The organism is Proteiniphilum sp. X52 (assembly GCF_003712195.1).
GTDB lineage: Bacteria > Bacteroidota > Bacteroidia > Bacteroidales > Dysgonomonadaceae > Proteiniphilum.
In genome coordinates, this window is sequence record NZ_RDSD01000029.1 from 1 (window position 1) to 25,231 (window position 25,231).

Genomic DNA, 25,231 nt, shown 5'->3' on the forward strand with positions numbered 1-25,231 from the left:
TCCCTTGTCGGAATATGAGATTTTAAAGGATGGAAAGATATTATGGTATTTCTTTTTCACATTATCTTCAACACTTGTCAGATCGTCATACATGGAAGATAACACCTCATACCGGAGTCCGGTATTCAGCGACAATTTGGTATTTGTCCAATTATATTCGGTAAATACGGCCCACTTTGTCTCCTTGCTTTTATAATTCAAATATCCAACCAGAGCGGGTTCAGTCGTCATATCCCCTTCTCCGTTTATTCTGCTGACATCCGCTCCTGCAATAATAGCATGCTTCTCGGATGGATGATAATTTGCCGCATATCTGGCAGCATATATTGTATAACGCGACAAACTATTCATTTGGGTAAGCAGCTCATTGTTTTCAGTTTCCTCTTTCACATCCTGTTTGAGGGTATTCTTATAAAAGACATAATCGGCATTCAATTCCGACGTCAGATGTTCATTCCATCTGGCATTATGGAAAGCATTCAGTTGCGAATTGTGAATGGTACCTCCATAATCACTTGTCACAAAAAAATCCAGATATCTTTTTTGATTTGCATTTACGGTATTTACCTCCCTCGAATTATCATCTACATTGCTGTATTCTTCATTGAGTTGCATCCCCACTATATGGTTGGGAGAAAACTCATAATCGACGTTCATGCGAAACGTATGGAACTTCTGAAATGGGTAACTTGTCCTATCGGTCACGTATTGCCATAATGTGTCCGTCTGGATATCCTTTATCAGGTATTGGAAGGATTTATTTTTGTATCCAAAAAGGTTATAGTAAACCGATGTGTTCAATTTCTGTTTTTTATAGTCAATTTGTATATTTTCATAATGAGATGCTTTTTCGCTTTGTCTTAATGCGGAATTTACTTTAACGGCAATTCCTTCCTCCTTTTCTAATGTGTAAATCCGGATAACAGCATTGACGCCGGCATCATATCGGGCACCGGGATTAGTAATCAATTCAATATTCCGGATGTTTTTCACATCAAGTTGCGAGACTTCATTCATGTTTTGTACTTTCCGGTTATTGATGTAAACAACCGGTTGACCGCTCCCGAACACCTCCAATGTGCCACGATTATTGATAATGCCGGGTATTTGGGCCAGGACATCATCCATTGAATGTTCCCTGCTTAACAACGTATTCTCCACTTCCGTCGTCAATATGCCGTTTTTGATATTGAAGACAGGCCGACTCGCAGTTATTGTGATCTCGTTCAATGCCTGACTTTCTTCTTCTAAAATAATGGCAGGCAACGTGATATTTCCTTCCCTGATCGTTATTTCTTGATGATGTTTTTTATACCCTATAAAAGAAATTTGCAACAAATAACTCCCCGGAGTATGAATGGTCAGGCCGAATGAGCCGTCTTTCAAACTTGTTGTGCCAGTCACAAAAACGGTATCAGGCATACTGAAAAATACGATATTGGCAAATTCAACGGGTTCATTTTTATTATCCATAATCAGTCCATTTAGAACGGTTTGGGCTTCAATGGAAGAGAATAAGAACATAAATGTTATTATCGCAATTGATATTAAAGAAAAATTTCTCATTGTTTAATTCTTTTGTTCCAGAACTACCCTTATCAAAAAAGAGGGGGGCAATTGTAGAGATGAATTTCCATCCCAATATCTCAATCAATTTTCACTTCTCTGGTTTTGGACACTTTCGTATTTAATTGCTGCTCATAAAACATATCGAAAAGAATATCTAAATTTTCAATATCGATAGGGCAAAGATCATAAGGAGCCTTATTCAATTTGAAATTTAACCGCCTTAGATTACAACCACCATCGCAAACAGGAAATAGAAGGCATTTCAAACATTTAGGATCTGAATACATATCAGTTCCCAGTATATATTCTGTTAATAAAAAACTATTATATTTTCGGGTAAATATGTTTCCAATTCTGCGTTCTTTTTTACCTACATCGACCCAACATTTGTAGATATCCCCTTCAGGATCAATCACAAATGAATTTGAATAAGTTGCGGTACATCCTCCCAATTGAAATTTTGGATAAAGATTGAAGTTAGTAAAATTATAATTCTCAAATAATTTTTTCGCATAAAATATTTTATCTTTTTCATTAAAACATTCCACTCTACAACTATCGTTGTGTTTGTTGGCATATTTCATAACTAAATGATATTTCTGACCTTCCCACCGATTTTTAAGTTCTTCATATAATAAAGGAAAATCTTCTTCATTTTCAGCATGCACATTCATCCTAATTGTAATGGAGCATTGTGGGATATATTTAAAAACATTTTCAATATTATTTAGAATAACATCATAGGTTAGATATCCTGATTTATGGATACGGCTTTTATTGTGATTTTCCTTTAATCCATCTATTGTGATTTGGATTAAATTTAGATTATGATCATTAAAAAATAAACACTTATCCTTATCTAATAAATAGCCATTTGTTACCAGCGCATGGCTTTTTAATTCTTTTTTTTCATTCTTTTCAATCTTAGTTAATATCCTTTTTATATTATTGAATGCAATTAATGGCTCCCCTCCATGCCAACAAAGCTGGAGCTTTGAAGAAACCTCAAATGAATTGATAAAATCAATAATCATGTCCTCTACATTTTCTTTCATAAAAATGTAGGGTAAACCTGCCTCATAACAGTATGGGCAATTAAAGTTACATGCATAAGTGGGTAATAAAACCAAACTAAGAATTTTTTCTTGAAAACTTTTTTTATATTTAAGAAACTTTTTTTGAAGAATAAAATTTTCATCATCATAATCTTCTACAAAAATCTTGGCTTTTATTAACTTGTCTAGAGTTTCCTCTTCCAAAACCCGAAAAATGGGTTCACTATCTTTTCCATTTTTTATCAGGCACAATTTCCTATAAACATCTATTGATAAAGATATTAGCACATTGGTTATAGAATTATAGAGTAAAAAACAATTATGTCTTTTTGATTCATATAAATAATTGTATCTTGACCACTTCATATTTAATATAAATTTTAGGATTTTGAATATGAAGCCGATCTGTTGTGATCGGCTTCAAACTTGACTTTTAGAAGATACTAAAGGCTACTCCTGCGTTCAATGTAGGTTCTGTAGTACCATCAGTGCATCTATAAATAATTCCATCATTCTTACATTCGTCAGACACCTGATCATATTGCCCTCCAATGATTTTATCCATTTGTTCAGATAGAATGTCTTGGTTTTCTACTATAAAATCTAAAGTTTTCATTTGTTTGTCTTTTTTATTGGCTCTTCTACATGTTTGGCTATTTGGAAGATTTACGATTATGATTTACTAAAATTTCATCAGATAGCTATATCTCTATATGAAACACATCTATCGTGCATACCACAAACATCATAATTTTTGCCTGTTAGCTACTACTTTTCACTGTTTGGGCGGCTTCCGGCAAAATCAGTCATCCCCAAACCCGTGGGTGTTTGAAATTACCGTGTGTTGTGTTATCTTTGCAGTGCCTTTTCTTGTAAGTTTAGTTAAACATCAGGGTTGATTCGTCTCAATTTGGTTGTTTCGCTTTCCTGGCAAGGGAAGGCTTTTTAATGTCCGTACTTACGGTTTCTGAGGCCGCTGGGACAAATTACGCAATCCTGTTCCGACAGTTATCATAACGGTCAGACGTATTCCGGTCAAATCTCAAAATCGCCATACATGGCGCCGCACCCGTTGGTGAACGTGATAGTGTATATTCCCGACGACAATACGATTTTCTTCATTTTCATGATGGCACCTATTATGAAATTTCTGCCTCAAATCTAAATAATATATTTCTCTTGCGAAACAGGATATTGAGAGATACAAAAATTTAACTACAGCCATCGACATACCCCCCTGATAACCAAAGACACTTACCATAAGAATACAAGACGGCACAAAATTTTAACGAGTGAGGTTGAAGGTCAAGCAGGCTTTCCGCAACACGGAGCAGAAATCAACCCCTATCTTCTTATTGAGGTTGGTGCGGGCCTTGTAAACGGTATGTTCGCTCTGGTTGAGTGCAAAAGCGACTTCCTGTACGCTCAATCCAGCATACGAGAGGAGGCACACGTTATATTCGGTTTCCGAAAGCGTGGGGCAATGCTGTCTGATAAAAAGCCGTATTCCCGGATTAAGGTGTTCCACGGTTTGCCGTATATCCAGTCCGGGTGTTTTTATGCTTTTGGCGAATAGGATTTTATCCAGCCTGTCAATCAAAGGTTGATGGGTTTTCTGCTCCTTTTCGCTCATCCTGTATTTCAGTCGTACTGTTTTCTTCAACACATCCAACTTCCAATGCAACGCTTCTTCCAATGCCGTTTCACTCTCTTTCCCCGAGGACAAGAGGTCTCTCGTGGTTTTTCGCAACGTATTTACATTTTCCTGTATTCTCAGATTAGCCGCTTTTTCCCCCAACATCCGCCAGAAGAGAAACAAAAAGGCGATTGCCACGACCAGCAAAACACCCATCAACATCATCAGCAATTGCTGAAAACGGATAAACCGTTGATTATAGTGGTTCTGCTGTTGCTCATAATTGTATTTTTGCTCTATTTCGTAAACCGACTGATTTTTCCGGTCGTCCATGATCCGGTTAAGGCTGTTTATCCGTTTATCTTGATAAGCGAACGCGTCATTGTCATGCCCCCTTGCTTTTTCCCACTCAGCCAAAAACCTGTAAGCGCTTGCCTTGAGGTAATTGTTATCCGTTGAGTCAATGCTGTCCTTTAATTTTCCGGTATAGAAGGCGGCCGAATCGGGCCGTTCCATTTGCGAATATAATGTTGCGAAATTCAAATAGTACCGGGTCTGATCCTTCTTATCCGGGTTATATTGGTAGGATTGAAGGAAATATCCTTCCGCCTCGGTAAATTGTCCTGTTTGCTGATAAGCCACGCCAATATTTTGTGCCAATAAACTTTGCAATATTCCATCATTAGTCGACTTTGCGGAATTCAGTCCCTTTTGAAAATAAAAAAATGCGCTGTCGGGATTTTTGTCCAGCAGGAACATCCGCCCCACAGCGCTTAAACTATAGGCTTCTTTCTCGGGATATGCATTGTAGAATCGGGCGGCCGCTTTATATCTCTCCAGCGCCTTGGTATACAAATCCTGCACCGCAAATAAATCCCCGAGATTATATTGTACCAACCCTTGCAAGGCGTAGTCGCCTGCTTCCGCGGCATAATCCCCGGCAGCCAGATAATGTTCCGTCGCTTTTTCGTATTCCTGCCGTTCACGGTGCACACAGCCGCTGTAGAACCAGGCCAAGGTAGTTGTATGGGAATCCTTATTCCGGGCTGAGAAATGATCGCGCGCCAGAAAGATCAGCGTATCTTCGTGTATGGAACGCCGGGTTTTGTATTTCGCCTGCACCTGCGTTACCAGAAAATGCATATAATGTTCATGGCGGAGGCTTTTTTCCGGATAAAAAATGGAATCGATCAGCCGCATGGCGCTGTCGGGGTTGCTTTCCACAAGGCGTTGGGCCTCCACCAGCAACCCGGGTGCTTCGGGCTGGGGCCTGCACGCCGCGAAGATGAACGCTCCGAGTGTGATTGCTATGGTATAAAATATCTCACGCATCTACAACATCTCAGTCCTGTTGGTTTCAACAGGACAAATATATATATTTTTCTGCAAAAGGAAATAAAGAAAGGATAATTCTACCGCCCCTGATACAGACCCACAATCCCTTTGGCCTCTGTCAGCAACTCGCGCGCAACATGTGCGATATTGTTGATAAGCCTTGCCCTGCGGTTTCCGGCATCGCCCATCATCTTGTCGATCTGTTCATCCCAACAGTTTGCTTTCCGGAAACTGTCCTCAATCTGCTTTTCATCGGCGTTGTTGGTTAACATCTCCGAAACCAGCCGGAGCACATCGCTCACGTCACGGCAAAGGGCAAGTTCTGTTTCCGACAGGTCGCCGGCCGACTTATGGACACCGAAAGCGGAGATATAAGACAACAGGGCGTGGTTCAGGTTAGTGAGGTTAAAAGCCTTATCCTGGTACCGGCGCCTGCTCTTGGGTTCCAGCCTCATCCATTTCCAGGCCGAAGTCAAGGCGTTGTCGGCATTGTAAGCGGTACGACGGTTGTGAAGATAATCCTCCTCGGAGACGGCACCGTCATAGATGCTCTCGAAATAACGCCTGTTTTTTGCCACCGCATTCAGCATCAACCCCGGGAGCTGCTTGTACTGCCAATCGGGCCAGATAAAGCGCACAGCCAGATAGGCGAGCGCGCCGCCCACCAACGTATCGATGACGCGGGGGATCATTACGGCTACTCCCTGGTTGGAAAGCAAATTGAAAGCTGCCAGCACGAAGATAGTGATAAAGACGACAGCGATCGTATAGTTTTTCTTCAGCCAGTAAAAGAAGAAGTAAATGGAGGTGAGCAGCAAGAGTGTCTGTCCGGGCGTGGTGGGCAGCAGTTGTGCCAGGGCGACCCCTCCAACGACCCCCAGCAAGGTGCCGAAGACGCGGTGAAAGAGCCGGATACGCGTGGCGCTATAGGTTTGCTGGACGACAATCAGCGATGTCATCAGTATCCACGAACCCTTCCCGAAATTCAAATAAAGCATGATCCCATATCCCAGCATCCAACACAAGGTAAGCCTCACTGCAAAGCGAAAACGGGGATGAGCGGCATGCAACAGTGACTTCAAACCGGTTCTCTCCGGCTTCCGGGAATGAAAGACCGTCACATCTATCTGGTCGATAGTTTTTTCATTCTCCCGGAGATTTTCTTCCAATCCCGTCAGGTTTCTCAGCAGTAACGACAAAGTATGATAATAGGGTTGGTCTTTCTCCGCATCGAGCATTGCCCGTAGCGCCGTTATCGTCCATTTCAACGAGAATGGATGCCTGTAAGGTCGTTCGGTCAGCAGCGAGTCGGCATAGAGGCGAACTGCCGCCGCAATCTCCCTCATCAGCTTTCCGAACCCTTCCAGCAAATCGCCGCTCTTCACCTGCCGCGACAACAAATCGTACTGCTCATGGCTCGATATGGCCCTTTCCTGCATGGCCTGCAACAAAAACCATTGGCGATAGTAATGATCCACCACCGGAAGTGCTTCAGGAGTGCATTCTTCCGAGTAGCTGTAAAGGTCGTTCTTGCATGCTTCGATCTGTTGCGCCAGATTTGTGTTTTTTTGTGCCAGCTGGATCCTGATCCCTTTTTGGACGTGGGGATCGCTAGGGAATAAATTCGCCTTCAGGTCGATATATTCTGCCAGGAAGTGAAACCCGCGGGCAAGCTGTTGTTGCAATAGCCGATAAGGCCTGAAGTAAAGTAGCAGGATAGAGATCACGGCATAACAGAAGGCTCCAAGGGTGAAGAACAGGGGAAGATAATACCATTTTTCACTGTTTTCAGCCGCCAGCATGGAATAGACCAAAATAAGCATTGTCCCGAAAGTGACGCCCTGCATCCGTGAGTCGACACCTCCCATCAAAAGGAGGGAAAAGGAGAGGAGCAGCAGCACAATGGCAAACCAGGCCGGTGAAGGGAGAAAGATAGCCACCAAGCTACTGGTGATTACGTAAAGTATAAGCGCCATGGCGGAAGATTTGACCCTTCCTTTCGGATGCACGTCGGTCTCCCCCAACGCCATCGCCACCACTCCCAGCGCAAGGGTCGTCCCGAAAAAGGAGTGATGGAATATCAACTCGGCGGGGATCAGCAGGAAGGCAATGGATACGGTCACCTTCAACGCCCACAAATGATCGGGGCTTTTCCAGAACACATTGATCCAGAGGTCGGCTATCCTATCTTTTATCGATTCTACTCCATTACTCATCTCTTTATCTTTTGACATATCTGTGCAGGAAATTACCAATTACCAATTACCAATTACCAATTGCCAATTGCCAATTAATTGGTACACCAAACATCATCCAATCATCCAATCATCCAATCATCCAATCATCCAATCAGAACGTCACGTCTACCCTAAAAGCACCGAGAAGGGCGTCGGGATGATCCCGATAGGTGAAACGATGCACATACTCCACACGCAAAAGCCCGAGAATATGGGTGATACCGATGGTTCCCTCCACATAAGGAACATTGTCGTATCGATGTAAAAGGGGTGGAAAGTGATACAGTCCATCCGAAGAAACCGCCGGATTGTTCTTATCACTGAGCCGGCCATGGGCGACCCTCAATGAGGCCAGCTCCCTTAATTGCAACATGTCCGCGACAGGCATTTTTGCCAACAGGAGGTCATCTCCCACGAAAGTCATCCGCAGGGTGTATTGCTCGTCGGCCACAAACTCCAATGCCCGATTCAGGAAAAAGGAGTTATTCTCAATCTGATGGCGGTAGCGTTGATTGGGATACACCAGTAATGGAAAAGGCACTTTATCCCACACCTTCATTACCTCGCCTACCACATCCAAACGGCCGGCACTCCCCAACAAAAAACGCTTCTGGACTGAAAACTCAGACCTGTGATAGGCTACTTCACCGCCTATGAAGCCATTCACTCCCATCGTATGGGAAAGAAAAAAGACCGGAGAAGTCATCTCCAACGGTATTCTTTTCCGTTTCCGCTGATGATAGGCCTCTCTCACCGAGTAACGTAACAGCACACCCACATCGGTAGTATGTAATTCACCTTTCGTGACGGCTATCCCCTCCTCAAGATCCGGCTCGAACTGCAACTCTCCCTGGGGAACCAACCGTGACCGTCTCACCCGCAAGGTGTGTGCCAGTCCGTTTTTATACTCTTTCTCATAAGTGAGCTCCGCAAAATTCCGATAGGTCGCTTCGTTCTTCGAACGCCGGTAAGTGACCAGCAGCAGGTCGTTCAGGGCATAGGGATGCATTTCGCCCGGAGAATAGAGATCGTTTTCATAGACCCATCTCAGTGTATTTTTCGGGAACTCATCCTCATGATAGGCTTTTTTGTTGAATGAGTAGATGGCCTCACCGCGGTATTTGAATCGCTGGTCTTTAAATCCGTAGGCGGCGTATCCCCTCACAAAAAAATGGGGGCTCAACCTCGAATTAGAGGCAATGCCCGCCCTGAGCCGGATTCCTTCAACAGGGTTATAAGTGGGGATAGTCTGGATCCGTCCAAAGTCGAACCGGTTGGTTAGCGGATCCCCGAGCGGAATCCAGTCGTTGGTCACGAGCTTTACCGCTTCGGCCAGAAACGCGCCGAAGGCTCCCGAATTCACGGCTATACTTTCTTGTAATGCAAGAACTCTGTCCACAGGATCGTCCGGTTCCAGCGCCACGACCAGTCTCTCCGTCTCATGTTCATCCAAAGAAAAGGACATCAGTTGGAAGCCCTCTCTCGCGACCATCAGTGCCTTGTCGGGAATTGAATCGGGAACGGAAAGCGAAAATTCCCCTGTGTTATCGGCTACGGTTCCGATAGCGGTTCCCCGGATAAAGAGTGCCGCGTAAGGTACCGGAGTGTGATACTTTGCATCCATCACCACTCCTTTGAGTAGCGTGTTTTGCGCAAACACCGGAACACCGGCACTCACCAAAAACAGTAAAAACAGTATTGAAGTTTTTCTCATCTTCTCCGGTTTGAAAATCAAGAACCTACATCAGTACACCTTTCCATTCTGGCACCTTTCCACCTTTCCACTTTTCCACTTTCTATCACAGTTTCCTGTAACGCACCCGTTTCGGCTCCACGTTCCCGAGTCGCATCTTCTTGTTTTCCTCATACTCACTATAGGAACCCTCGAAATAAAACACCTCAGAATTGCCTTCGAAGGCGAGGATATGGGTACAGATACGATCCAGGAACCACCGGTCGTGCGAGATCACCACGGCACATCCTGCAAAGTTTTCCAGCCCCTCTTCCAGCGCGCGGAGGGTGTTCACGTCGATATCGTTGGTCGGCTCGTCGAGCAACAATACGTTGGCACCGGCTTTGAGCGTCAGCGCCAGATGGAGACGGTTCCGCTCACCGCCCGACAGCACGCCGCACAGTTTCTCCTGGTCGGCGCCGGAGAAGTTAAAACGGGAAAGATAGGCACGGGCATTGATCTCTTTTCCGCCTACACGCACGAATTCCGAACCGCCGGACACTACCTGGTAAACCGTTTTTTCCGGGTCGATGGCTTCGTGCGCCTGATCCACATAAGCCGTTACCACGGTCTCACCCACTTCGAATTTTCCCGCGTCGGGCGTCTCTATTCCCTGAATCAGCCTGAAGAGAGTCGTCTTTCCGGCACCGTTGGGGCCAATTACCCCCACAATACCGTTGGGCGGAAGCATGAAGTTGAGGTTGTCGAACAGCAGCTTGTCGCCAAAGGCTTTCTTCACGTTCACCGCTTCAATCACCTTGTTTCCCAGCCGGGGGCCGTTGGGAATAAAAATCTCCAGTTTCTCCTCACGCTCTTTCTGATCCTCATTCAACAGCCTCTCGTAAGAATTCAGGCGCGCTTTTCCTTTCGCCTGGCGCGCCTTGGGCGCCAGGTTGATCCATTCCAGCTCCCGTTCCAGCGTCTTGCGCCGCTTGCTCACCTGCTTCTCTTCCTGCTCCATCCGCTTGGTCTTCTGTTCGAGCCATGAGGTGTAATTTCCTTTCCAGGGTATCCCTTCGCCGCGGTCGAGTTCGAGGATCCAGCCGGCCACATGGTCGAGGAAATAACGGTCGTGCGTGATGCAGATCACCGTACCCTTGTACTGTTGAAGGTGTTGTTCCAGCCAATCGATCGACTCGGCATCGAGGTGGTTGGTCGGCTCGTCGAGCAGCAGCACGTCGGGTTCCTGCAGCAACAGGCGGCAGAGTGCCACCCGGCGGCGTTCCCCTCCCGAGAGTTCACGGACCGGTTGTTCTTCCGGGGGGCAGCGCAAGGCGTCCATCGCCCTTTCCAACCGGTTATCTATATTCCATGCGTCAACAGCATCCAGTTTATCCTGCAATTCGGCCTGACGAGCGAAAAGGGAGTTCATCTTATCTTCATTTTCATAATACTCAGGCAAGCCGAATTTCAGGTTGATCTCTTCATATTCACTCAACAAGTCCATCACCGGTTGCACTCCCTCGCGGACCACTTCGATCGCCGTTTTATCCGGATCCAGCGCCGGATCCTGCTCAAGGTATCCCACCGAGAAACTCTTATCTGACACCACTTCGCCCTGGTACTCTTTCTCGATCCCGGCAATGATTTTCAACAGCGTCGATTTTCCCGAGCCGTTCAGACCGATAATACCAATTTTGGCACCATAAAAAAAGGAGAGGTAAATATCTTTCAATACCTGTTTGTGGGGCGGAAACGTTTTGCTCACACCCACCATGGAAAAAATAATCTTCTTATCGTCGGACATATTTTTTTAATTACAAATTACTAATGATCAATTACCAATTACCAATTACCAATTACTAATGACCAATGACTAATGACTAATGACCAATGACCAATGACCAATGACCAATGACTTACAACTGGCTGCTAATTGATTTGCTGATTTGACTTGTTTTGATTGATTTATAATCCTCATTTGCGTGTCTTGTGCATCCTAACCACCGAGCACAAATCTGAAACGGGGGACAAAGATAGTCAACATTTTCGTTATTCTGTCTAGTCAAACGGGAAGAGAGCAAGCTTGCGATTCTGTAGCCCTCCATCAATTACAAATCATCTCATCCATGAATTCAGCCCCTTATTTCCCCGCCATCTTCAACTCATCAATCAGATGGGATGCTCCCATCACCTTATCGATGATGTACAATACGTAACGGATATCCACACTGATCACGCGTTGCATTTCCGGTTCAAAGAGAATGTCACCACTTAGCGACTCCCAGTTTCCGTCGAAAGCCAGCCCGATCAACTCCGCATTCCGGTTCAGCACAGGACTGCCGGAATTTCCTCCGGTGATATCGTTGTTGGACAGAACATTCACTCTCATCACCCCTTCGGGGTCAGCGTAATGGTCGAAATCGCCCGAACGAATAGCATCCAGGATATATTCCTGCACATTGAATTCGGGATCGCCCGGCTTCTGTTTTTCCAATATCCCCCGCGAGGTAGTATAATAACCATACCAGACCGCATCGCGCGGATGGTAGCCCCCCACTGTCCCGTAACTCATACGCTGGGTGAAATTGGCATCGGGGTAGAAAGTCTTATCTGCGTCCATTTCCATAAGGGCAGCCATGAATTCCCGTTCGCCCCTGAGCATTTTCTCATAATAGGGCATCATTTGTCCCGACAATTCATAACCCATATCAGCAGTCGACAAGGCCAGTTCCATGGCCGGATCCCGGGTGAGCGACTGGGTATCTGCCGTCTTCAACAGCTCCAGCAACTCTTCTAACGATGTGAACCGTGAGTGGGCGAACAGCCACTCGGCATATTGTTCATAATCGCCACCGAATTCCTCCTTCACCTTTTGGTAGATATCAGGATGATACTGTTCTGGCACACGTTCGGCATAGAGTTTCATCAATGTGGGGAGTACCTTCTTATCCAGTGCCGGCTCATAATTTTTATACGACTCGATAAAGCGGTCGTGAATGAAATTCTGTTTCTCCTCTTCGGTACCGTCGCTGTCGAATTGCAGGATGGTATTGGCGAAACGTATCAGTTCAATCCCGTTATTGAATGTTTCCAGAAAATAGGTGGTATAAAGTGCCAGATCACCGGAATCGGTATAGGCACTCTCCAGCCGTGAAAGCGTACTGCCATATCGGGCCTGGCGGACAGGACTGCCTTTGATCCATTCGGCCAATCTTGCTTCCAGCTTCTCCTTTTCGGCCAGCACTTTCAGATTGGTGAGCGCCTCGTTCATTCCCATGGAGTTCTTCCAATAATTGGAGCTGCCGGCATATTTATTGGCATATTTGATACGGATGGTATCGTTTTTGGTCATCGCGTCCCACCAGATATCCTGTTTGGCTCCTCTCACTTCGATGCGGGGTTTGTTCTCCGACTCCATCCGCTGGCGGATCCCCCACGACGACATGTAACGCTGCGTACTGCCGGGATAGCCTATTGTCATCGCGTAATCTCCATCGCCCACACCGTCGAGCGACACAGGAACCACGTATTTAGGTTGATAAGGTACATTTTCGCCACTGTAATTGGCCGGACGGTTATTCTTATCCGCATAGACACGGAATACCGAGAAATCGCCGGTGTGGCGGGGCCACATCCAGTTGTCGGTATCCCCGCCGAATTTCCCGACTGAAGAGGGAGGTGCCATAACCAGGCGCACGTCACGAAACTGATCATACAGCACAACGTAGTATTTGTTGCGGGAATAGAAAGGAACGATGCGGGCATGGGTGAAAGGATCTTCTTCATACTCCTCTATCAGGGCAGTAGAAAGAGAGTCGATAGCCTGTTCACGTTGTATCTCGTTAAGCACGGAGGGCACCTGGGAGATGATCCGGTCAGTCACATCCGTCATCGATCTGAGGAACGACACGGTCAGTCCATCGGCAGGCAGTTCATCGATCCGCTGTTGTGCCACAAAGCCGTTTTTCAGGTAGTCATGCTCTACCGCGCTCAACTTCTGGATAGCTCCGTATCCGCAATGGTGATTGGTAAATATCAATCCCTGGTCGGATACCGCCACGCCGGTACATCCTCCGCCGAAGATCACCACCGCATCTTTCAACGACGGGTTATCCTCATCATATAACTGATTTACAGGAAAAATAAATCCCAACTCTTTCATACGGGCAACACTTTCGCTGTTCAACTCCTTGAGCAACCACATACCCTCATCGGCTTTCACCGTCAATGCCGCAAACAATATCGCGACCCACAAACCTAACTTCTTCATAAATTACTTTCCTTTTGCACGTGTCCACTCACTTTTATTTTTGAAGCAGACTTCTGATTATCCTATTATTATTTATTTCAAGATTCCAAAATCCCAAATTCCAACTTCTTCACTTTTGGCTTCTAACTTCCCACTCCTGATTTCCCATTCCTCAATCATGAGTACCCTCCGAAAAGTCTTTTTTATCCAAATGCTCCTCTAAACGACCATTGATTTTCAATGAGTTGGAAACTGGTCAAATCGGTTTTTGGGATTTCGGAGCAGACTCAATTTTTCTTTTTTCATTTTTCACTCTTAATTTTTCATTTTTCACTCTTAACTTTTCATTTTCATTTCTTACTCTTAATTTTTCGTTTTTCCCTTAAACCACTTTCCGATCACCGGCAATTCCCGCAGAGGCACTTCCTTTTTAACAACCCCGAAGATATATACCGCAATCAACAGTGTATTGATCAGCAGTCGGAGCCATAGGCCTGATATATTATTGTATGTCAGTGCAATCCCCGCGAAAAGGATCATCGATAACAGGAAGAAGAACCCGGCCGATCTGAGGTTGTAAGGAATAGGATAGTTTTTTTGTCCCAGGAAATAAGAGACCAGCATCATGGCAAGGTTAGCGATAAAGGAAGCCCATGCACAAGCCATATAGCCAAATCGGGGAATAAAAAGAATATTGATGACTATGGTGACGATAAATCCAAAGATTGACATATATGCTCCCCACCTGGTTTGGTCGGTGAGTTTATACCACAACGAGAGATTGAAATAGACACCAAAGAAGAGCTCACCCAGAAGGACAATAGGCACCACTTTCAGCCCCACATGATAATTTTCGGGGATCAGCTTCTTGATAATATCGATATAACCGGTGGTCACTAAAAAGATCAGCAATCCGAAGATGATGAAAAATTTGGTGGCGTCACTGAATGACCGTCGGTCGTCGGCAGCCTCCCTGTTCCTCGCAAAGATAAAGGGTTCGAAAGCATAGCGGAAAGCCTGGGTAAACATCACCATAATGACGGCGATCTTAAAGTTTTGTCCATAAATGCCTAATTCGGTAAACGCGGCTGCCTCGTTGGGATAGACCCAGGGGAAGATGATCTTGTCGACCGTCTGATTCAATATCCCGGCCACGCCCAGGATAAGGATGGGAAATGAGTATCGCAGCATCTGGGGTAATAATGCCCGGTCGAATGTGAACCTGATCTTCAGTTCCGGCGACACCATCAGGAATTGGATAAGCGAAGCGGCAAGATTGGAGATCAACACGTAATCGACCCCGCGACTGATATCGAACCATGAAAAGGCATCCGGAAACAGGGTTTGCAGCCAGGGGCAAACCAGGAAGAAGAAGAGGTTGAAAAGGATGGTCATCACCACATTGATGAGCTTGATCACCGCAAACCGGATAGGCCGCTTCTTGAAGCGGAGGTTTGCGAAGGGGATAGCAGCCAACACGTCGAAACAGAGAATGATCACCAGCATAAACAGGTAACGCGGCTTCATGGCCGCGCCTCCCAATGCGAACGCCGCGGGTTCCAACAGCAACAGTGCAGCCAGGAAAAAGAGCAATGTTGTGAAGGCGATACTGATAAAGGTGGTGGAGAAAACCTTCACGGGGTCATTCTCTTTATTGGCATAACGGAAAAATCCGGTTTCCATGCCGTAAGTGAGGATCACCTGCAAAAGTGCCACCCAGGCATAAAAGTTGGTCAGCACCCCGATGTCGGAGATCTGCGGCAGAGCGAACGCCCAATAAAGTGACAATAACCAGCTAAGGAGTTTAGGCAAGACACTCCCTATCCCATAGAAGAAAGTCTCCTTTGCCAATGATTTCATTCCTCCTGCCATATTTCCCTGAAAATTTTGAAGATTGGTTGTAGAAAAACTAATAGTGAATACGAAAAGCAAAAGGTATCAACAAAAATACCGTATACTTACACGGTAGTTCTTTATTGACACATCCATCGTATAATGCGGGTACAAATATACGATTTTTCCCAGAAGCATCTGCTCTGTAGCCCATCATTATTTATCTTTATGAAGAATGATGGCTAAAATATAGAAAAAAAAAGCTTACTTTGCAGGTTGAAATTAAACCAACAATATGTAAGGCAGGCAACGGTTGTCACCATACGGACCGAAAGCATGCAGATGAAGTTTATGGCACAGGAGGACGTTTTTAAGAAACTGGTATCGCATTGTAAGGAATACGGATTTGTATTCCAGTCGAGTGAGATTTATGACGGATTGAGCGCCGTGTATGATTACGGACAAATGGGGGTGGAACTCAAGAACAACCTCAAGAAATACTGGTGGGACAGCATGGTGCTGTTGCACGAAAATGTAGTGGGGATCGACTCCGCCATCTTTATGCACCCTACCATCTGGAAAGCATCGGGACATGTGGACGCTTTTAATGATCCCCTGATTGATAACAGGGACAGTAAAAAACGGTATCGTGCCGACGTGCTGATTGAAGACCATCTCGCGAAATACGACGAAAAGATTGAGAAAGAGGTACAGAAAGCGGCGAAACGGTTCGGCGACCAGTTTGATGAGGCGATGTTCCGCGAGACCAATCCCCGTGTGCTGGAAAACCGGCAGAAACGCGACGAAATCCATGCCCGTTTTGCCAAAGCGCTCAACGACAATAATCTGGATGAGCTTCGACAGATCATTCTCGATTGTGAGATCGTCTGTCCCATAAGCGGCACGCGTAACTGGACGGAAGTGCGTCAGTTCAACCTGATGTTCTCTACCGAGATGGGATCGACGGCCGACGGAGCCATGAAGGTCTATCTCCGTCCTGAAACGGCGCAAGGTATTTTCGTGAACTTCCTGAACGTGCAGAAGACAGGTCGTATGAAGATCCCGTTCGGTATCGCCCAGATAGGGAAAGCGTTCCGCAACGAGATCGTGGCTCGTCAGTTCATCTTCCGTATGCGGGAGTTCGAACAAATGGAGATGCAGTTCTTCGTCGCTCCGGGTGAGGAATTGCAATGGTTTGAGCACTGGAAGCTGTTTCGCATGAAATGGCACCAGGCATTGGGCTTTGGTGCAGAGAAGTACAGGTTCCACGACCACGACAAGCTCGCACACTATGCCAATGCCGCCACCGATGTGGAGTTTGAGATGCCGTTCGGCTTTAAGGAGGTGGAAGGCATTCACTCCCGCACCGATTTCGACCTGAGCCAGCATGAAAAGTATTCCGGAAAGAAACTCCAATACTTCGATCCGGAACAGGGAAAATCATATGTCCCCTATGTGGTGGAGACCTCCATCGGGGTGGACAGGATGTTCCTTTCAATCCTTGCCGGTTCTTATCATGAGGAGACACTGGAAGGCGGTGAGATCCGTGTGCTGTTGAAGCTCCCTCCCACCCTTGCGCCGGTCAAGCTGGCCATACTTCCGCTGGTGAAAAAGGATGGTTTGGCCGAAAAAGCGCGTGAGATCATGGATGAGCTCAAATTCAGCTTCGCATGCCAATACGACGAGAAAGACAGCATCGGCAAGCGCTACCGCCGTCAGGATGCCATCGGCACTCCTTTCTGCGCCACCATCGACCATCAGACGCTGGAAGACAACACGGTGACCATCCGTTACCGCGACACGATGGAGCAAGAAAGAGTTTCTATCGATTCACTGCAACAAACCATCTCCGAAAAAACGGATATGAAAAATTTGTTGAAACAACTGGCTGTATAAAGTATAAAAAAACACCCCGATGAAAAAACAACTATCACTGGTTTTCAGCTTCTGCGCATGTATGCTCTTTGCCGCATGCGACAAGACGGAAACATTCGACGATCAATGGAAAAACGCGAATGAAGCACAGTTCGCGCTTATTACGGCTAATTCGGAATATACCCGGATCAACTCCGCATCTACCGCCGGCTATATCATGTATAAGGAACTCAAGTCGGGAGACGGGGAAACCCCTTATTTCACCGACAAGGTAAAAGTGCTTTATACCGGATGGTTTAAATATGACTGGTTGGAAGAGAGAGATACCTATACCGACAATCAGGGCCAAACCGTCATTAACAAATATATCTTCGACTCTACCAAAAACAGGAATGATAATCCCAGCACATTCGCCATCAATCCCAAGGCTACAGGTGGAGGACTCATAGATGGATTTTCTACGGCGCTGCAACACATGCAGGTAGGAGATAAATGGGAGATATGGATCCCTTGGAATTTAGGTTATGGATCTGCCGGAAATGGAGGAGATATAAAACCCTATACAACACTGGTTTTTGAAGTTGAATTGGTGAGTATTGTAAGATAACTCGTCAAGCGGAGACCAAGATTTTTGTAGAATTGAAAAAAGAGTGTTATATAAAGTAGCGCTCTTTTTTTTGTAAAAAACACTCCCCTATCGCACAATATTTATTAATATTATTTAACCTTATCAATGCAGCATTCCATCATTCCATTTCGTCATTAAAATGTAACACCTTTTTTTTTAATTTATTATTATGAAACCTACAATCTTTCTCTTAACCCTTTTATTAACAGGCTATTTAATTTCCTCTTGTGAGAAAAACGACATCGATTTTGAAGATGAATATAAGAAAAGTTATCGGGCATGGTTGGATTTCAAAGAATCATCCGGCAATACATACAATTATACAGTAACCGGAGTTTCATGGGTGGGAATAGCATGGGAAACAAAAATAACAGTATCAAAAGGTGTAATCTCACAAAGGGAATTCAAATATACTTTCACCCAGGGTTTACCAGAAAATATGCAAAAAGAGGATTTAGAATGGATCGAATATCAAAATCAGATCAATTCACATGGAAGCACTGCGGCTGCCGAACCTTTAACATTAGATGAAATATATGCCAAAGCACAAAAAGAGTGGCTTGTAAAACGAAAAGATGTACAGACATATTTTGAAACAAACAACGAAGGACTCATATCGTCATGCGGATACGTGCCAAACGGATGTATGGACGATTGTTTTAGAGGAATTCGTATTACTAATATTCAAAAAGGGCAATAACCAGTCTTTGTTGATATTATATCATCAAAAAGGATCTTTTTATTTCTGCAACATGCGGTTAAAACTGTACCTGAATGATACGATGAAGTAACTCCCGATCTGTTGGGTACGGCGTTCATAGAAACCGTCGGCAGTGACATTGCGGTTATAGTCCTTCTTTCTGCTGAGGATATCCGACCAGTAAACGGACAATTCGCCTTGTTTCTTTTTCATGAACCGCCACGTTACACCGGCGTTCCAGATAAACTGGTCATCACCACTGCTGATATTGGTGCCGCTCCGGAACAGATAGGTGGCATCGCTCCTCAGTTGCAGGTTACCGGGCAGGTTGGCGAAATTATTCAATGTGATGGAATAATTGCGTGTGTAGTTATCGTTCTTCCGCAAAGAATTGTGGGAGTGTTGGAACCACCAGTGGCCGATCAGATCGAAACTTCCCCACTGAGGCAGGAATGACAGTCTTAAATTGCTGTTCAATCCCGTGCTTCGGGTAATACTGCGCTCGGGTTGTTCACTTTGACCCTCATTGACCAAGTTTACGTTGCGGTTGTACGAACTCCCTGTGTGGGCACCGATCCTGAATTTGCGGATACGTTTCTGGTATCTTACCGTGACGTTGCCGCCCCAGTTGCCGTTGATATTGACAGGATAGCTTTCTCGTCCACCGGTTTGGAGGTTGTAAATCACGGTGCGGGTGAAGCTGTGGATGGTGTTATTCCAGTTGAGATATGCGCCGATATCACGGCGGCTGTCGTTCAGATCTAAATGGATTGATTGGTTGTAGGCGGGTTTCAGGCCGGGATTACCCCGGGTGATGTTGAGCGGGTCGCTGTTGTCGGTGAGCGATAGCAAATCGGTCAATGCGGGTTGCTGCGTATTGCCCTGATAATTGAACCGGATCTGGAACTTCTCTTTTTTCCATACCGCCATCATGGAAGGCTGAAAACCGATAATCCGGGTGGCGGTATCGGCTTGCAAAAGACCGGTCTTCTGGTCGATACCGCGCTGCTCGGGCCGGACGGAAAGGCCGGCATTGACGTCCCACCTGTCATCGGAGTAGTGCATACGCAAGGCCAGTTCATGTGCCAGTGTGCGGCCCTCGCTGCGGTTGCTCAGGCTGTCGATATAACCCGTTTCGTAACCCGCAGGCAAGTGTCCTGGGCGTATATCGTCGGTTTCGCCGTCGATAAAAGCGGAAAGGTCGTAGGTGTTACGGTCGCTCCCCTGGGTATTGCGTGCCAGATTGTAAGAGAGCTGCAGGTTGAATTTCCCGGTGAAAGGGTGCGTAAACATCAACCCGATACTTTGGTCGCGGCCCGCGGACGGGCTGAGATGGGATTGCACGCGGTGAAGGATGGAGTCGTTCCCCATGCCGTCCCGCAGGCGGTAATAGGTGGTAGACGATTTCATGAAGCTCTCGTTGTCACTCCTGTTGCGGGAATGCGTAAAGACGAGGCTGACGCTGCTTCCTTTTTCGTTGACCTTACGTGTCAGGTTAGCGCTGAGCGAATAGCTGCTCATCCTGTTGGACGAAAGGGACCGCATACGGATATCGTTTATTTTCATCTCTTCCGGAAGGTTATCGGTATGCGCGAACGGATCTGACAAGTCGGCTCCCGGATCGGCATCGAACATCACCTGGCGGTTGCTGTTCGCATTGTCCGCCTGCATCAGGTTAAAATTGCCGAAGAGATTGAAGAAGGTCTTGTCATCTATCTCCCAGATCAAACCGGCATATGAATTTATGGCGCGTTGTTGGTTGGTGCTTTCGTCGCCGGATAGCCGATAGCGGTTTCCCGATGTGAGATATTCTTCGGCAAATCCGGTAGCTTGGCTTCCGTCTCGATTGCCCATATAAGAGAGATTCCCGTTCACCGAAATTCTCTCAACCGGCTTCACGGTGAAATTTGTCCCCACTATATTTTGGATGTTATCCTTATGGCGGGTTGTCATGTGCCGGTTGCCCGAATTGGCGATAAGCGACAGGTTTTCGCCGCTCTGCCTGAAATAGTTGCCCACCAGCTCCAGTTCCTTCTTACCGTTGTTCCCGCGCCCCGCTTTTGCCGATGCCATCAAAGCACCGCCGAGTTCGCCTTTGGTCTGTATGTCCAACACGAAATTTTCCCCTCCTGAGCGGACGCCCGTCACCTTTTCCAACTCACTTCGTTTGTCATATACCTTTATTTTACTGATGAGTTCCACGGGCAGGTTTTCCAGCGCCATACGGTTGTTGCCGGAGAAGAATTCCTCTCCGTTCACATGGATGGAGGAGATGGGTTTTCCGTTATAGCGCAGGGATTTGTCAGTCGCGTCGTATTCCAGTCCCGGAATACGCTTCACGAGTTCCTCCAAGTAGGACCCTTCAGGGGTTTTATAGGCTTCCGCGTTGATTATGGTGGTATCGCCTACCTGCGCGATCTCACTCATCGGTGCCGTAACAGTGAATTCGGCCAGTTCCACCCCTTCTTTCAACAGGATACGCCCCATATCGACGGTATCCGCCTCGCTGTCTAATTTACGGAAAGCGGGTTCCATACCGGTGTAGGAGACTTTCAACAGATACCGCTTATCTTTTGCGGCAGTGAACCGGATAGTGAAACGTCCGTCTGCACCGCTGGCGCCCCCCTTTACCAGTGTGGAGTCTTTTGCATCGAGTACCGAGATGTGGGCATCGGGCAGGGTGTGGGTATCGTCTTCGAATATGGCATACGTTTGCCCATAGGCTGTTTTAATCTGTTGGGCAGATAAAACGGCCGGCAGCAACATCATGAACAGGCATAATAGCCGGATTTTGCGCACCATCTTCTTTTATTCAGTATTCAGCTTTTGCCAGTTGCATATTCAGTGGCATACATTCCACTGAATGGACTGACGAAAATTCTGTCCGGTATTTTTATACTGCCGCAAAGATAATGTCCTTATGCCTATCTTGCAATTATAAAGGCGCGCACACTCAGTGAAATAATCTTGGACTCCTTTCCGAACAATGAGATATAACTTTCAAAACCCCATGCAAAGAGATTTCGCGTTCGGCAAAGCATCATGCTTATGGGAATGGCGGCTCAGGGTCTCGGAGAGCCCGTCAACCATGACAGGGCGGGGAAATTCAAATAACTTGGCGCGCCAAAGACCAGCAGAGAGTGGTCAGGAAGCAAACCGCGAACCCCATCACCAAAGGCAGGAAAGTGGAAAACATCGTCCATTTCCAACTCCTGGTCTCCTTATAAATCGTGAAAATGGTGGTGGAGCAGGGATTGTGGAGTAGACTGAACAGCATGAGATTGACAGCTGTCAGTGTTGTCCAGCCCCCGGCATGTAAAATATCCCGGGTCTGGTTGATGGAAGCGGCATCGAACATCACTCCGGCGCCCTCTCCCACATCCGGCATGCCGGTCATCAGCACCGTGAGCATCAGTATGGTGGGAATCACAATTTCATTGGCCGGGATGGCAATGATATAAGCCAGCAGGATAACGCCATTTAAACCGAAAACCAACGCGAATGGGTTTGACCAGTCGATGAAATATTCGGCCAGACTCATCCCCTCCATTTCAACATTGCCCACCAACCAGATGATCATCCCGGCGGGAATAGCAAAAATAATGGCCCGCCACAACACGAAAATGGTCCGGTCGATGAGCGAAGTATACAATGTTTGCCATATCCGTGGAGGACGATACGGGGGCAGTTCCAGGCTGAATGTGGAAGCTTCCCCTTTCAGCACGGTTTTACTCAGTCCCCACGAAACGACAAGGCTCAGGAAGATACCCAACAAGGCGACAGCGACAACCGCGCCGGCGGAAACAATTCCGGCCACGCCGGCCGGCACGAGTGCCCCGATAAAGATGGTGGCCACCAGGATTTGGGTGGGCCACCGTCCGTTGCACAGCGAAAAATTATTGGTGATAATGGCGATGAGACGCTCCCTGGGGCTGTCGATGACCCGCGCCGCCACCACCCCGGCAGCGTTGCATCCGAACCCCATGCTCATGGTAAGCGCTTGTTTGCCGTGCGCTCCCGCTTTGCGGAAGAGATTATCCATGTTGAAGGCCACCCGGGGAAGGTATCCGAAATCTTCCAGCAGCGTGAAAAGGGGGAAGAAGATAGCCATTGGCGGAAGCATGACAGATATCACCCATGCCATCGACAGATAGGCCCCGTCAATTAAGACGCCGCTCAGCCACCATGGAAAATGGGCCGAGACGGACAATTCCTTCAATAAAGGATGCAACTTGTCGACCAACAGGGAAAACAACAAACCCGAAGGGTAATTGGCGCCCGAGACGGTTATCCAGAAAACACCGGCCAGCAGCAGGAACATGATGGGAAAGCCCAACCACCTGCTCGTCACGATTTTATCGATCTTCAGATCGAGGCTGTAAGGGCCGCTCCCCGAGGTGGAAACTGTTTTCCGGGCAACCGCCGATGCTTCCGAGTAAATGGTTTCGACGACGGCATCGTGGAAGTTGAGCCCCAGATTCCAACGCTCGGCGTTTGCCGCGGACAATATCTCCTCCCGCTCTTTCTCTGCCGGCAGTTTGGCCTGGGGACTATCCGCGTTGTCCGGAAGGGTAGAAGGCAAGTCTTGCTTCAACAGGCCCAGGTCACCCGAGCGAATGGCGTCGATAATGCTCTGGTCGCCTTCGAGTAGCCGCAAAGCGACCCAACCCACATTGGGAAGATCAGGGAAAACCCCGTTTATCTTTTCGGCAACCACCGAGATTGCCTGTTTCAAAGTGGGCGGCTGTTTTTTTGTCCGGCGGGGCCGGCAGACATATTTCCCTGAGGCCACCTCTTCAATGGCAGCCAGCAACTCGTCCATCCCTTGCTTGCTCCGCGCCGAGGCGGCGATGACCGGAATACCCAGCTCGCGGGAGAGCGCGCGCGCATTTATTTCGACATGATTTCGCCGGGCCTCGTCCATCAAGTTAAGGCAGAGTATGGCCCGATCGGTTATTTCAAGGATCTGGAGGGCCAAGTTCAAATTGCGTTCCAGGCGGGTCGCGTCAGCGACGATAACCGTAACATCGGGTCGGCCAAACAGTATGAAGTCACGGGCCACCTCTTCATCCACACTCGTGGAAAGTAATGAATAGGTTCCCGGCAAGTCAACCACTTTATATCGTTTCCCGCCATAGGAATAGGCTCCTTCAGCACGGGTGACCGTCTTGCCCGGCCAGTTGCCCGTATGCTGCCTCAATCCCGTGAGGTTGTTGAAGACCGTGCTTTTTCCCGTATTGGGGTTTCCGGCCAGGGTAATGACGTAATCGGTATTTTCCAGGTCCACCCCCAAACGCATCAGGTTTTCCTTGTGGTATAGCGGGCAGGCCGCGCAATTATTCTGTATGTCCATAATACTCCTTTTCTTTGTTGCCGATGAAAATCTGATCCGACTGGTTCCTTCGAATCCCGATGGTGGTGCCCATGATGCGATAACCGACCGGGTCGCCCGACGCGCTTTGGATGATGGCGGAAATCCGCTGTCCGGGAACAATGCCCAAATCCATCAATCGGCGACGCTGTGGCCCTTGCAAATGGGGTGAAATTCCCACAACTTCGGCTTTTTCCCCAATCTTGAGCGACGAGAGCCGTTCCGGTTTGAGACAAGCGACCTTTTCAGCCGCCACCGTCTCCACCGTGACTTGCCTTGCGAATGGGGGGATCAGTGTCCGCTCTTCGCCGTCGGCGGCGAATGTTATCCCCTCTTCATCCGATTTCAACACATGGACTTGCAATCCGGGGTAGAGCCCCTTCATGGCAAGTTGCCGATAAATCTCCACCGGTTCATCCTCTATATGGATGATACGTGCCACATCACCCTCCTTCAACCCGCTCAACGGTTTCCCTTTATGGGTGGGGAGCTCCCCCGAGGCGGTGGGAATGGGATCACCGTGCGGGTCAAAAGCCGGATTACCGATTCGGGCAGCAAGCTTGTCAATATCTTCGCCCGACAGGGTGTGCTCCAGATAATCGGCTTGGGTATGCCATTCGGTATGGGGCAACCCGGTTTCATCGGCGAGGTAACGCTCCCAGAGGCGGTGCCTCCGGATGACGCGCAAGGCGTAAGAGCGTCCCGCCTCGGTCAGCATATAGGTGCCGTTTTCCGAGGAGACCAGCTCCAGCGACTGAAGGCGCCTTGAAAGACGGTTCCATTGTTCTTGCGACAAGTCCAAATTGTGCAAAAGGTTTTCCGGTTTGAATGCCGCGCCTTTGTATTCGCAATCGTATAAATACTTTAGGGCGTCTTCCAGCAACACGCGTTGCCTATGGGCACCCATCTTTTTTAATTTTGCCAGCAACCCTTTCTCGGGCCAAAGCACCCAAGACAGGAAAACTACAAGCAAAGCAAAAATCGATACCCAAACGAGGGCATGTAAAAAATTCCCCATACGATGTTTGTTATAATTCGTTATGCGACCCAACCCCGATTTAGACTATG

15 protein-coding genes are annotated in these 25,231 nt (G+C 47.2%); 3 read left to right on the forward strand and 12 right to left on the reverse strand.

Features of this window, described 5'->3' with window-relative positions:
* The 9 genes from D7D25_RS15945 to D7D25_RS15985 all read right to left on the reverse strand — a co-directional run.
* On the reverse strand, nt 1-1,566 hold a 1,566-nt coding region (locus D7D25_RS15945; RefSeq protein WP_148038961.1), incomplete at its 3' end, for a TonB-dependent receptor domain-containing protein.
* A gap of 80 nt (nt 1,567-1,646) precedes the next feature.
* On the reverse strand, nt 1,647-2,990 hold the full coding sequence (locus tag D7D25_RS15950) for a radical SAM/SPASM domain-containing protein (protein ID WP_122969926.1): 1,344 nt from the start codon (nt 2,988-2,990) through the stop codon (nt 1,647-1,649).
* 67 nt (nt 2,991-3,057) lie between these two features.
* Entirely contained in the window at nt 3,058-3,240 is a 183-nt protein-coding gene (locus D7D25_RS15955) for a hypothetical protein (RefSeq protein WP_122969927.1), read from the reverse strand.
* Between the two features lie 669 nt (nt 3,241-3,909).
* Complete coding sequence (locus tag D7D25_RS15960; RefSeq protein WP_122969928.1) at nt 3,910-5,592, reverse strand: hypothetical protein; 1,683 nt, start codon at nt 5,590-5,592, stop codon at nt 3,910-3,912.
* 80 nt (nt 5,593-5,672) lie between these two features.
* Nucleotides 5,673-7,811 carry an FUSC family membrane protein gene (locus D7D25_RS15965; protein WP_158602648.1) on the reverse strand — a complete coding sequence of 713 codons (2,139 nt, stop codon included), beginning with the start codon at nt 7,809-7,811 and terminating at the stop codon, nt 5,673-5,675.
* A 133-nt stretch (nt 7,812-7,944) separates the two neighbouring features.
* Complete coding sequence (locus D7D25_RS15970; protein ID WP_148038962.1) at nt 7,945-9,546, reverse strand: DUF5686 family protein; 1,602 nt, start codon at nt 9,544-9,546, stop codon at nt 7,945-7,947.
* Nucleotides 9,547-9,631: 85 nt separating this feature from the next.
* Complete coding sequence (gene ettA / locus D7D25_RS15975) at nt 9,632-11,311, reverse strand: energy-dependent translational throttle protein EttA (protein ID WP_122969931.1); 1,680 nt, start codon at nt 11,309-11,311, stop codon at nt 9,632-9,634.
* A gap of 336 nt (nt 11,312-11,647) precedes the next feature.
* Nucleotides 11,648-13,777 (reverse strand): S46 family peptidase, encoded by a 2,130-nt coding sequence (locus D7D25_RS15980; protein ID WP_122969932.1) that lies wholly within the window; start codon nt 13,775-13,777, stop codon nt 11,648-11,650.
* 342 nt (nt 13,778-14,119) lie between these two features.
* Nucleotides 14,120-15,616: a polysaccharide biosynthesis C-terminal domain-containing protein gene (locus D7D25_RS15985; protein ID WP_370453864.1), complete on the reverse strand. Its 1,497-nt coding sequence runs from the start codon at nt 15,614-15,616 to the stop codon at nt 14,120-14,122.
* 324 nt (nt 15,617-15,940) lie between these two features.
* On the opposite strand from D7D25_RS15985, the gene D7D25_RS15990 reads away from it, so the two are divergent.
* The 3 genes from D7D25_RS15990 to D7D25_RS16000 all read left to right on the forward strand — a co-directional run bounded on the left by D7D25_RS15990 (nt 15,941) and on the right by D7D25_RS16000 (nt 18,792).
* Nucleotides 15,941-17,485 (forward strand): glycine--tRNA ligase, encoded by a 1,545-nt coding sequence (locus tag D7D25_RS15990; RefSeq protein ID WP_122969958.1) that lies wholly within the window; start codon nt 15,941-15,943, stop codon nt 17,483-17,485.
* Between the two features lie 19 nt (nt 17,486-17,504).
* A complete protein-coding gene (locus tag D7D25_RS15995; protein WP_122969934.1) occupies nt 17,505-18,071 on the forward strand; it encodes an FKBP-type peptidyl-prolyl cis-trans isomerase in 567 nt (188 codons plus the stop codon).
* Nucleotides 18,072-18,261: 190 nt separating this feature from the next.
* Nucleotides 18,262-18,792, forward strand: coding sequence for a hypothetical protein (locus D7D25_RS16000; RefSeq protein ID WP_122969935.1), 531 nt, complete (start codon nt 18,262-18,264; stop codon nt 18,790-18,792).
* A gap of 39 nt (nt 18,793-18,831) precedes the next feature.
* Here D7D25_RS16000 and D7D25_RS16005 read toward each other — a convergent pair whose 3' ends face one another.
* The 3 genes from D7D25_RS16005 to D7D25_RS16015 form a co-directional block, all read right to left on the reverse strand.
* Nucleotides 18,832-21,594: an outer membrane beta-barrel protein gene (locus D7D25_RS16005; RefSeq protein ID WP_255417353.1), complete on the reverse strand. Its 2,763-nt coding sequence runs from the start codon at nt 21,592-21,594 to the stop codon at nt 18,832-18,834.
* A 304-nt stretch (nt 21,595-21,898) separates the two neighbouring features.
* Nucleotides 21,899-24,145, reverse strand: coding sequence for a ferrous iron transport protein B (gene feoB / locus D7D25_RS16010; protein WP_221408020.1), 2,247 nt, complete (start codon nt 24,143-24,145; stop codon nt 21,899-21,901).
* Nucleotides 24,129-25,181, reverse strand: a complete 1,053-nt coding sequence (locus D7D25_RS16015; RefSeq protein WP_122969936.1) for a metal-dependent transcriptional regulator — start codon at nt 25,179-25,181, stop codon at nt 24,129-24,131. Before D7D25_RS16015 ends, feoB begins: the two co-directional genes overlap by 17 nt.
* Nucleotides 25,182-25,231: the final 50 nt, after the last annotated feature.